This is a genomic window from Kandleria vitulina DSM 20405, assembly GCF_000702065.1.
In the GTDB taxonomy this organism is placed as follows: Bacteria; Bacillota_I; Bacilli_A; order Erysipelotrichales; family Coprobacillaceae; genus Kandleria; species Kandleria vitulina.
The window spans coordinates 60,331-71,384 of sequence record NZ_JNKN01000008.1 but is presented as its reverse complement, the minus strand read 5'-3'; the positions used below and the strand labels follow the sequence as shown (position 1 = coordinate 71,384).

The 11,054-nt window shown below is 34.8% G+C and carries 7 protein-coding genes; 5 read left to right on the top strand and 2 right to left on the bottom strand.

The genetic code is table 11. The features are described 5' to 3' along the window. From T513_RS0103955 to T513_RS0103940, 4 genes are all read left to right on the top strand, one after another. Positions 1–238: transposase (locus tag T513_RS0103955; RefSeq protein ID WP_080703101.1), on the top strand; the 238-nt coding region annotated here is incomplete at its 5' end. Between the two features lie 148 nt (positions 239–386). After that, positions 387–2,720 (top strand): ferrous iron transport protein B, encoded by a 2,334-nt coding sequence (feoB, locus tag T513_RS0103950; protein WP_031589021.1) that lies wholly within the window; start codon positions 387–389, stop codon positions 2,718–2,720. A gap of 97 nt (positions 2,721–2,817) precedes the next feature. Continuing rightward, positions 2,818–3,000, top strand: a complete 183-nt coding sequence (locus T513_RS0103945) for a hypothetical protein (protein ID WP_029071604.1) — start codon at positions 2,818–2,820, stop codon at positions 2,998–3,000. Between the two features lie 78 nt (positions 3,001–3,078). Next, positions 3,079–7,302, top strand: coding sequence for a 2-hydroxyacyl-CoA dehydratase (locus T513_RS0103940; protein ID WP_029072659.1), 4,224 nt, complete (start codon positions 3,079–3,081; stop codon positions 7,300–7,302). Positions 7,303–7,311: 9 nt separating this feature from the next. Here T513_RS0103940 and T513_RS0103935 read toward each other — a convergent pair whose 3' ends face one another. Continuing rightward, positions 7,312–9,465 (bottom strand): diguanylate cyclase domain-containing protein, encoded by a 2,154-nt coding sequence (locus tag T513_RS0103935; RefSeq protein ID WP_155266065.1) that lies wholly within the window; start codon positions 9,463–9,465, stop codon positions 7,312–7,314. 5 nt (positions 9,466–9,470) lie between these two features. Next, positions 9,471–9,872, bottom strand: a complete 402-nt coding sequence (locus tag T513_RS0103930; protein WP_051654377.1) for a helix-turn-helix domain-containing protein — start codon at positions 9,870–9,872, stop codon at positions 9,471–9,473. A 136-nt stretch (positions 9,873–10,008) separates the two neighbouring features. Here T513_RS0103930 and T513_RS0103925 point away from each other — a divergent pair, with 136 nt between their 5' ends. Beyond that, positions 10,009–11,025, top strand: coding sequence for a protein kinase domain-containing protein (locus T513_RS0103925; RefSeq protein ID WP_051654376.1), 1,017 nt, complete (start codon positions 10,009–10,011; stop codon positions 11,023–11,025). The last annotated feature ends 29 nt before the right edge of the window (positions 11,026–11,054 follow it).

The following is an 11,054-nucleotide window of genomic DNA, read 5'->3' as shown; positions in this document are numbered from 1 at the left end:
AAAATCATCATTCTGGGATAGAGATGACATTCCTGTTTACAGTGCTGATAATCCAAGAGAATATCAGTTTAGCGGCAAAAGAATACACAGAGGGCAATATAAAACCGCAAGCGGGAAAATAATCAATGCGGATGTTAATGGCGCATTGAACATCATGCGTAAAAGTAGCGTTGTGGATGTTAACATCCTATACGGTAGAGGCGAAGTGGACACGCCTGTAAGAATAAGGATTGCCTGACTTGTCGGGTGGAAACTTAAATATCAAACTTCTTAAATAGAACCGTCAGGTTCTTAGAAGCCACCTACCTTTAGGTGGGTGGTAGTTCACATTGACAAACAGGTTAGGGTGTACTATCTTTAGGGTGTAAATGTATGTGAGGGAATGTATGAAAACTATTAAAGATTTAAATATTGGACAAAGTGGAAGAATCACTTCTGTTGGTGGAGAAGGTGCTCTTCGACAGCATATTCTTGATATGGGTCTTATTCCTGGCGTGGATATTAGCGTAATCAAGTATGCACCAATGGGAGATCCTGTGGAACTTCGAGTTCATGGGTATGAGTTAACATTAAGATTAGAAGATGCAGCTAAGATTGAAGTTGTACCTATTGATAGTATTAAAGAAGAAAAGAAGGTTTCTATTAAAGAGAAGAAACATCCTGGTTTAGGAGAAGAAGATGTCTTTAAGCCAAGAAAAGAAAGAAAGGCATCTGAACATCAGGAGAGATTGACGTTTGCTTTAGTCGGTAATCAAAATAGCGGTAAGACAACACTGTTCAATCAGCTTACTGGTTCCTCTCAGCATGTAGGAAACTTTCCTGGGGTAACAGTGGATAAGAAGGAAGGAATTATCAGGGGGTATTCCTATGCTCATATTACAGATCTTCCTGGTATCTATTCGCTTTCTCCTTACTCAAGTGAAGAGATTGTTTCACGTAATTATGTAATGAGTAAGCCAAATGCCATTATTAATATTGTTGATGCTATGAACATAGAAAGAAATCTCTATTTGACAATGCAACTATTAGAAATGGATATTCCTATTGTAGTAGCGTTGAATATGATGGATGAAGTAAAAAATAATGGTGGTTATATTGATATCAATACATTAGAAGCAGAACTAGGTGTACCGGTGGTTCCTATTTCTGCAGCTAAGAATGAAGGTGTGGATGAGCTAATTAAACATGCTATTCATGTAGCTAAGTATCAGGAGATACCACAACGTGTAGATTTTTGTGATAAGAATGATCACAATGGGGCAGTGCATAGATGTCTTCATGGAGTAAGACACCTCATTGAAGATCATGCCAAAAGTGCACATATTCCTGTGAGATTTGCCGCAAGCAAACTGATTGAGGGGGATAAGCTTATAGAAGAAGCTTTACAGCTTGATGATAATGAAAAAGAAACCATTGATCATATTGTCTTACAGATGGAAAAAGAACGTGGTCTTGATAAGAATGCCAGCATTGCGGATATGCGCTTTGGTTTTATTATGAAAGTCTGTAAGAAGGCGGTAGTAAAACCACATATCAGTAAGGAACATCTACGTTCTGAATCTATTGATCGTATTCTTACTGGTAAATATACAGCTATTCCTGTGTTTATATTGATTATGATGATGGTCTTCTATTTAACATTCAATGTTATTGGGGCATTCTTCCAGGATCTGTTAGCTAAAGGTGTTGCTCATGTATCATCCCTTGTAGATGCATGGATGATAAGTGCACATGTAAATCCAGTTGTACATGGATTAGTCATTGATGGAATCTTTGAAGGAGTAGGAAGCGTCCTTAGCTTCTTGCCAATCATTGTGACATTGTTCTTCTTCCTCTCATTGCTTGAAGATAGTGGATATATTGCCAGAGTTGCTTTTGTGATGGATAAGCTATTAAGAAAAATGGGGCTATCCGGACGTAGTATTGTACCAATGTTAATTGGTTTTGGCTGTACTGTACCGGCAGTTATGTCAACACGTACGTTGCCTAGTGAACGTGATCGTCGTATGACTATTTTATTGACACCGTTTATGAGCTGTAGTGCCAAGATGCCAATCTATGCCTTTTTTGCGAGTGCGTTCTTTAAGTCTTACAGTGCTATCGTGATGGCAGGATTGTATCTATTGGGTATTATTATGGCTATTATTATGTCGTTGGTATTTAAGGATACTTTATTTAAAGGTGAAGCTGTTCCCTTCGTGATGGAGCTTCCTAATTATCGTATGCCGGGTGTAAAGAATGTTGCTCAATTGTTATGGGAGAAATCAAAAGATTTTATTCAAAGAGCATTTACTGTTATCTTTATGGCTACCGTATTGATCTGGTTCATGAAATCATTTGATATTCACTTTAATATGGTACAAGAATCCCATCAAAGCATTCTTTCGATGATTTCTGGATGGCTAGTACCAGTGTTTGCACCATTGGGATTAGCAGACTGGCGTATTGTCACTTCTCTTGTCAGTGGTTTTATGGCAAAAGAAAGTGTTGTTTCAACTATGCAGGTGTTATTTTCAGGTATGAAAATTGACAGTGTGCTCACTACTGCATCAGCAGCTTCTTTGCTTGTATTTAGTCTTCTTTATACACCATGTGTGGCTGCGATTGCTTCAATAAAAAGAGAGCTAGGAGCACGCTGGGCAATCGGTGTTGTACTATGGCAATGTGTGATTGCATGGGTTGTTTCTTTTGTCATTTATGTTATCGTTAATCTTATTTAAGAGGGTGTTATACACCCTTTTTTGCATTGACAAATGTGTTAAAATTCTATACCATAATCATGTTTATGATACAAAAAAGTGGTATAGAGAGGTTGTCATGGATAAAGATTACAAGAAAATTGTTCAACAAAAATGTATCTATTTTAATATGCGTATTATTTGTGAAAAAGCTGGTATCAATTACTCTACATATCGCGGATGGAAGAACAATGGACGTGCTTTTTCACAAAAGAAAGCAAAATGTTTATATGAAACTATGATTGAAATTATTAAATCTTAACATGCATATAATTTGATAAAGAAGATATAATCAGTTATTATTATTTGAACTGCTTATATCAAAAAAGGAGGCGTAATTGTGAAATATTACTTAGGGATTGACGTTGGATCAACAACAGTTAAGTTATATTTGACAGACGAAGAAGATAAATGTCTTTATTCCCAATATGTTAGACATTTTTCAGATGTCAGACGTACTGTTCAGAGTGTACTTGGTGAAGTTAAAGATAAAATTGGTGATATTGAAGTTCATGTTGCAATGACAGGATCAGGTGGGCTGTCATTAGCTGAATCATTAAATGTGGACTTTATTCAAGAAGTTATTGCCTGTACAAAGACAGTTGAAACATATATTCCAAGAACCGATGTTGTTATTGAATTAGGTGGAGAAGATGCAAAAATCACTTATTTTGATGGTGCTCTTGAACAAAGAATGAACGGTACCTGCGCTGGTGGGACAGGTGCATTCATTGATCAGATGGCCACATTGCTTCAGACTGACGCATCAGGTCTTAATGAATTAGCTAAGAACTATAAGACAATTTATCCAATTGCATCACGTTGTGGGGTCTTTGCGAAAACTGATGTACAGCCACTTATCAATGATGGTGTTTCTAAAGAAGATATCGCTGTCTCTATTTTCCAGGCTGTTGTTAATCAGACAATCTCAGGATTGGCTTGTGGTAAGCCAATTAGAGGAAATGTTGCATTCTTAGGTGGACCACTTTACTTCCTTGATCAGTTAAGACAAAGATTTATTGAAACCATCGGTCTTAAAGATGATGAAATCATCTTTCCAGAAAACTCACAGCTCTTCGTAGCTATGGGAGCATGTCTTAATGCGAAAGAAAAAGATGGTGAAGCGAAAAAGCTTTCTTATTTGATTGATAAGCTAGAAGTACTTAAAAATGTAAAGAGTGAGCTTACTGATGAAATCGAGCCTCTTTTCAATAATGAAGAAGAACTACGTTTATTTAGAGAAAGACATCTTCAGCATATTACAAGAAAACATAGTCTTAAGAAGCATAAAGGTAAAGTCTATGTTGGTATTGATGTAGGTTCAACGACATCTAAAGTCATCTTAACTGATGAAGAAGGTGCTATTCTTTGGTCATTCTATAGTTCCAATGAAGGAAATCCTTTACAGTTGATTATCAATATTATGCAGGAAGTCTACGATATGCTGCCAGAAGGTGCCTATATTGCTAAATCTGGGGTTACTGGATATGGTGAAGCATTAATTAGAAATGCGATTAAGGTTGACTATGGTGAAGTAGAAACAATCGCTCACTATACAGCTGCTAAAGCTTATGATCCAGAAGTAGATTTCATTCTTGATATTGGTGGTCAGGATATGAAGGCTATTACTATTAAAGATGATATTATCCAGAACATTTCATTAAATGAAGCATGTTCAGCTGGTTGTGGATCATTCCTTGAAACATTTGCTAAATCATTAGGATATACCATTGAAGAATTTGCAGAATTAGCCTTAAAATCAAGACATCCAATGGATCTAGGATCACGTTGTACAGTCTTCATGAATTCTAAAGTAAAACAGGCTCAAAAAGAAGGGGCTTCAGTTGAAGATATTAGTGCTGGTCTTTCTTATTCGGTTATTAAGAATGCCTTATATAAGGTTATTAAATTAAGAAGCAAGGAAGATATTGGTACTCACGTTGTTGTACAGGGTGGTACTTTCTATAATGAAGCTGTCTTAAGAGCATTTGAAAAAGAAACAAATATTGAAGTCACACGTCCAGATATCGCTGGATTGATGGGAGCTTACGGTATGGCAAGAATTGCCATTGAAAATGATGATGGTGATCCTTCTACTTTATTAAGTAAAGAAGAATTATCACAGTTGACATATACAACATCGATGAGAAACTGTGGCTTATGTACAAACAACTGTATGCTGACGGTTACTGAATTCAATGATCACCGCCAGTTTATTTCAGGAAACAGATGTGAACGTGGAGCAGGACTACCACTTACTTCTAAGAAATATCCAAACTTATATGAGTATAAGAACAAGCGTATCTTTGGCTATCGTTCTTTATCTCCAAAAGAAGCAAGCCGTGGGAATGTCGGAATTCCTAGAGTATTGAACATGTATGAAAACTACCCATTCTGGTATACATTCTTTACTCAGCTTAAATTCCGTGTTGTCTTATCAGCACGTTCAAGCAAGGCGCTATTTGAAAAGGGAATTGAATCTATTCCAAGTGAAAATGTCTGCTATCCTGCAAAATTAGCACATGGTCATATAGAAAATCTTATTCATAGACATATCAACTTTATTTTCTATCCATCGGTTGTTTATGAAAGAAAAGAATATAATGATGCAGGTAATCATTATAATTGTCCAATTGTTGGAAGTTATCCTGAAACAATTAAGAATAATGTCGATAACATCCAATTGAATGACATTAACTATAAGAACCCATTTGTATCGCTTAATAATCCAAAGACACTCTTTAATATCTTGAAAGAAGAATTAGCAGAAGAATTTAATATCTCTGATAAGGAATTAAAGAGAGCTATTGATAAGGCTTATGAAGAATTAGAACGTTCTAGAGAAGACATTCGTGAAAAGGGCAAGGAAGCTCTTGCATGGATGAAAGAACATAATAAACCAGGTATTGTCTTAGCTGGTAGACCTTATCATGTTGATCCAGAAATCAATCACGGTATCGCTGACTTGATTACATCAGAAGGATTTGCGGTTCTTACTGAAGATTCAGTATGTGAACTTGCAAATGAAAAGAGCGAATATCGTGTTGTCGATCAGTGGACTTATCATTCAAGACTTTATCGTGCAGCAGAGTTTGTCTCTACACAAAAGAATCTTGATCTTGTTCAGCTTACATCATTTGGATGTGGTCTAGATGCGGTTACAGCTGATCAGGTACAGGAATTATTACAGGCTAGAGGCAAGATCTTCACATTAATCAAGATTGATGAAACATCAAACCTTGGTCCAATCAGAATTCGTATTCGTTCATTGAAAGCAACTGTGAAGAAGAGATGCGATGAAATTGATTTAAGTAAACATTATGAATTAGATAAACCATCATTTACTAAAGAAATGAAGGAAGATGGATGGACAATCCTTTGTCCACAGATGTCTCCAATTCATTTCCAGTTTGTAGAAACCGCAATGCGTTCAGAAGGGTATAACTTCGAAGTCCTTCCTTCCGTAGATAAAGGAGCAACCGATGCTGGTTTGAAATATGTAAACAATGATGCGTGCTATCCAAGTATCCTTGTAGCAGGACAGATGATGGAAGCTTTACAAAGCGGAAAATATGATACTAATAAGACAGCCCTTATTATTTCTCAGACTGGTGGGGGATGTCGTGCTACAAACTATATCGCATTTATCAGAAAAGCATTAAAAGATGCGCATCTTGAACATGTTCCAGTTATTTCTGCCAACTTATCAGGATTAGAATCCAACCCAGGATTCAAGATTACTTATAAGCTAGGCAAGAAAGTCGTCATTGCAGCTATGTATGGTGATCTATTCATGAGAGTACTTTACCGTGTACGTCCTTATGAAAAAGTCAAAGGATCCGCAAATGAACTTTACCATTCATGGATTGAAAAATGTCAGAAGAATGTTAAAAATGGTTCAATGAGAGAATTCAAGAAGAACGTCTATGCTATTGTAAAAGACTTTGATGAATTACCATTGCTTAATATCAAAAAACCACGTGTAGGATTAGTTGGAGAAATCCTTGTGAAATTCCATCCAACAGCCAATAATCAGGTTGTAGATGTGATTGAAAGAGAAGGTGCAGAAGCAGTTATGCCTGATTTAATCGATTTCTTCCAATACTCATTCTATAACGCTAACTTTAAACATAAGCATTATGATACAGACTGGAAGACAAAGCAGCTATGCAATATGGCTATCAAGTTTGTTGATTTCTTAAGAAGAGATATGATCAAGGCATTAAAAGCATCAAAACGCTTTACTGCTCCAGAACCAATTCAATCTATCGCTGATAGAGCTAAGGAAGTTGTTTCCCTTGGAAACATGACTGGTGAAGGCTGGTTCCTTACTGGAGAAATGATTGAACTTATTGATGAAGGTGTAGAAAACATTGTCTGCATGCAGCCATTTGGATGTTTACCTAACCATGTAACAGGTAAGGGTGTCATTAAAGCATTAAGAAAGAAATATCCAAAATCAAATATCGTCGCAATCGATTATGATCCAGGTGCATCAGAAACAAATCAGCTTAACAGAATTAAGCTTATGCTTTCTACCGCATTTAAAAACTTAGACGCATAAAAAAGACGCTCAGGACTTTGAGCGTCTTTTTCTTTTACGTTCATACATGAAATTATCAGCAGCATCGATGACATCTTTTATAGTATGTTCATCAGTATAATAATCAAGGATACTGATACCATAAGATAAAGAGACAGTAAATGGATATTGATATTCTTTTTCTAATGCTTTAGTAGCTGCTTCAATACGATCATCGATATGTTTGATTATTTTCATATGATCAGGTTTAATTACAACTAAAAATTCATCTCCACCTACTCGTCCAACAATATCATCTGGGAAAGCTTCAAGTAAAATCTTGGAAGCCATGATAATAGCACAATCTCCACTTTCATGACCATAGCGATCATTGATTTGTTTTAATTTATCTAAATCTATAAAGACTACATAAGCATATTCATTTTCTTTAAGATTATTAAGAATAATTCTAATTTGTTTCTGGATTCCTCTACGATTATAGATGGAAGTAAGTTCATCAGTGATGGATGTCATATTCAAATGTTCAAGCATATTTGTAATAAATATAGAAGCACCCAGCTGAGATGAAATATAGTCAATATCAGCCAATCTAGTAAAAGGATGATCAGTGATTAATAGTCCATAATTATCATTATTAAATGAAAGAGAAGACACACTCTTATAATGAGAAGGGAAAAAATCCAATACATCTTCTAATTGACAATGATTAGTAGAAAGAGATTGACGTTTGCCATCTTTAATGTAAAGAATGATATTCAATTCATCAGGAGGTTCAATACTCTTATTTTGTTCAAAATGAACAACAGAAGGGAAAGTAAGAATCATAACATGTTTAATATTCAATAGAGAAATACACTCACTTATCATATTTTGAAACTTATAAGAACTGTTATTTAACATTGAAAGTCTATTGATAATATTGATATTAAGAAGATGACTGGTAAGTGTATTATAAAGATTACACTTGATAGAGTGATAACGCATAATAATCTGATGATAAATATGAATATGTGTACGAAGAATCTTCTGCTTTAATATCTGTGATTTTAACTGATAAATTTCATCGATAATATAGTTTAGTTTAATAATATCAATATGAGCCGAAGAATTTTCGGTCAATACTAAAGGCAATAGTTCATCTATTTTTCTGAGTATATTATTATCACATTGATCATGTGATAATAATAAATTATGGAAAAGATCAACAATGTGACTATAAAGCTGATCATTAAAGATAACCTTATCATCACAAAGATAAATAGCTAATCCTTGTGCGATATGGTCAAGTGGTTCATGCTTTAAGAAAGAGTGAAAGAGGAAATAGTGAACGTAGTTTCTATCATCGTTGGAAACGCCGATGGATTCACGAGGCATAAATTTTGTAGAAATGAATTCATTTACTTTTTCATAGTGGTTGTTGCTGCGATATACAGCGGTGAAGGCAAGGTATGCACTATCAGCATGCACGCTAGCTAATGGGGGTGTCTGATAGGCAGAAGTGACTTCATCATCAAATGAAGCGATAAGGATGTCTTTTCCTATCTGGACATTCATTTCATTTAATATATCATAACAGCAGTAAGCAAGCTTATCTGTAACACAGATGATACCATCTATTTCAGGATGAGATATCAAAAAAGGTCTAATACTATTGTGATTATGTCTAGTGTAGTTAGAACAATGACAGGTATATTCTTCATCATATTCAAGATTGTATTCTTTTAAGGCTTCCTTGAAAGAATGCAATCTTGTATAAGTACTATGTTTATTGATAGGACCACCAATAAAAGCAACCTTCTTGCATTTCTTTTGAGCAATCAAATATTTCGCGATATCCTTGATGCTATCACTGGCGTAGGAGAAAGAATAGTAATTGTCATTATCATAATTAAGAGTGATAATAGGGGTTTTAAAATGACCAAGATATTTATTCATATTATTCTGACCAATCATAATTGATCCCACGGGTACAAGAATACGATCCATGTCCATATAATCCGCAAGTTCATAGGCATAGTTCTTATTTAAGAGATGTTCAAAACTCCCTCTTTTGGTCGTACCAGAACCAGTAAAAACTACTAAATCCTGATCTATTTCTAGACAGGCATAAAATGCACCTCTGATCATTTCCATATTGTAATGATCAGAGTTCTCAATAAAAAGACCAACTTTTTTTCGTTTCAATTCACTCACTCCAATATCTCAAAATTATGAGTATGAAGCATTTCGTTTGTTTTCATAACACCAGCTTTGCGAATAATGCAATAAATGATGATTGCATCTCTTTTTATCTTGGCATAAAGATTGCCATTATTGCTTAATGATAAAAGGCGATTCGTTTCATCTAGAGTCAGTTTCATGCTTAATGCAAGACAGATGACCTTGTCTTTATCTGGGTTGCGTGTTCCATTAATAATCTGATATCCATAAGTACGATCAATATTAGCCTTCTTGATAATATCAGATTTCTTTAATTTATATTTTTTACGTAATGCTTCAAAATAATCAGGAAAACTTGTATTAGGAATAATATCGATGATTTCATCGATATTATTGTTTTCTAACGCATTCATTAATTCACTTGTTTTCAAATGTACTCACCAATTTAATTTTATAACGCCAACTTTTTAAAGACAAGAATAAGTCAAATAATTAATAAGTTTGACTACTTCTTGTCTATTAATATATCAACATCTATAATTGATATATAATTATAAGGGGAATATTATGAAGAACTATAGTCATCTTGAAGTGATTAAGACTTCAAAAGAGAAAAGCATTTTTAAAGTTGAAAGAGAAGAAATCATTCATACACCATTTATTGAACGTATTCTTCCTTTATCCTATGAAAAGCTCTATCGTGAGCTTTCTCATCTTGATACTCAGATTCCTAAAATTGAAGAGATTGAAGTAGAAGAAGATCAGCTGATTGTCATTGAAGAATATATTGATAAGCCCTTATTATCAGATTATATGAAAACACATGAACTCTCTCTTTTAGAAATAAAGATGATAATGAGTCAGCTGTGTGATATTCTTCATGTTCTCCATAATGTAACACCTCCTATTATTCATCGAGATATTAAGCCAGAAAATATATTCTATGACGGCAAGACAGTCATCCTCGGTGATTTTGATATTGCTAGACATCTTAGCGAAGCATCAAAAGATACGCAGGTTTTAGGTTCTATTGGCTATGCTTCCCCGGAACAGTTTGGATTAAATCAGACGACCACATTGAGTGATATCTACTCATTAGGAGTATTATTGAATGTCCTGCTTACTGGTGAATTGCCTTCGGTAAAGGTGGTGGAAGGTCCACTTAGAAAAGTGGTCATCAAAGCGACAGCGACCATTCAATCACAGCGCTACAAGGATGTTATTGAGATGAAGGAAGCAATCAATAAAACGGATTTTCCACCGCTTCCTGGCTTTAGATCAAAAAAGAAAGTGAATATGATTATTGGAACAATAGTCTATCTGTCTATTCTTTATTGTTCTTTCACAATGACTGATACGCAAAGAAAAATACAGTTTGGATTACGTTTTTGGACATTGTTTATGTTCATGTTTACTATCGCCATGATTTTTAATTACAACAATTTACATTCTCATATTCCCTTTATGAAAGGAAGCAAAATAAAAAAGCTCTTTATTGGACTGCTTTTCTATCTTATTATCCTTTTTACTTCCGCAATGTTGCTCATGATGATCGAAGAAGTTATCAAGACGTTTGTATGCTAAATGCATACCAAAACGTCTTTTTTGCTTTT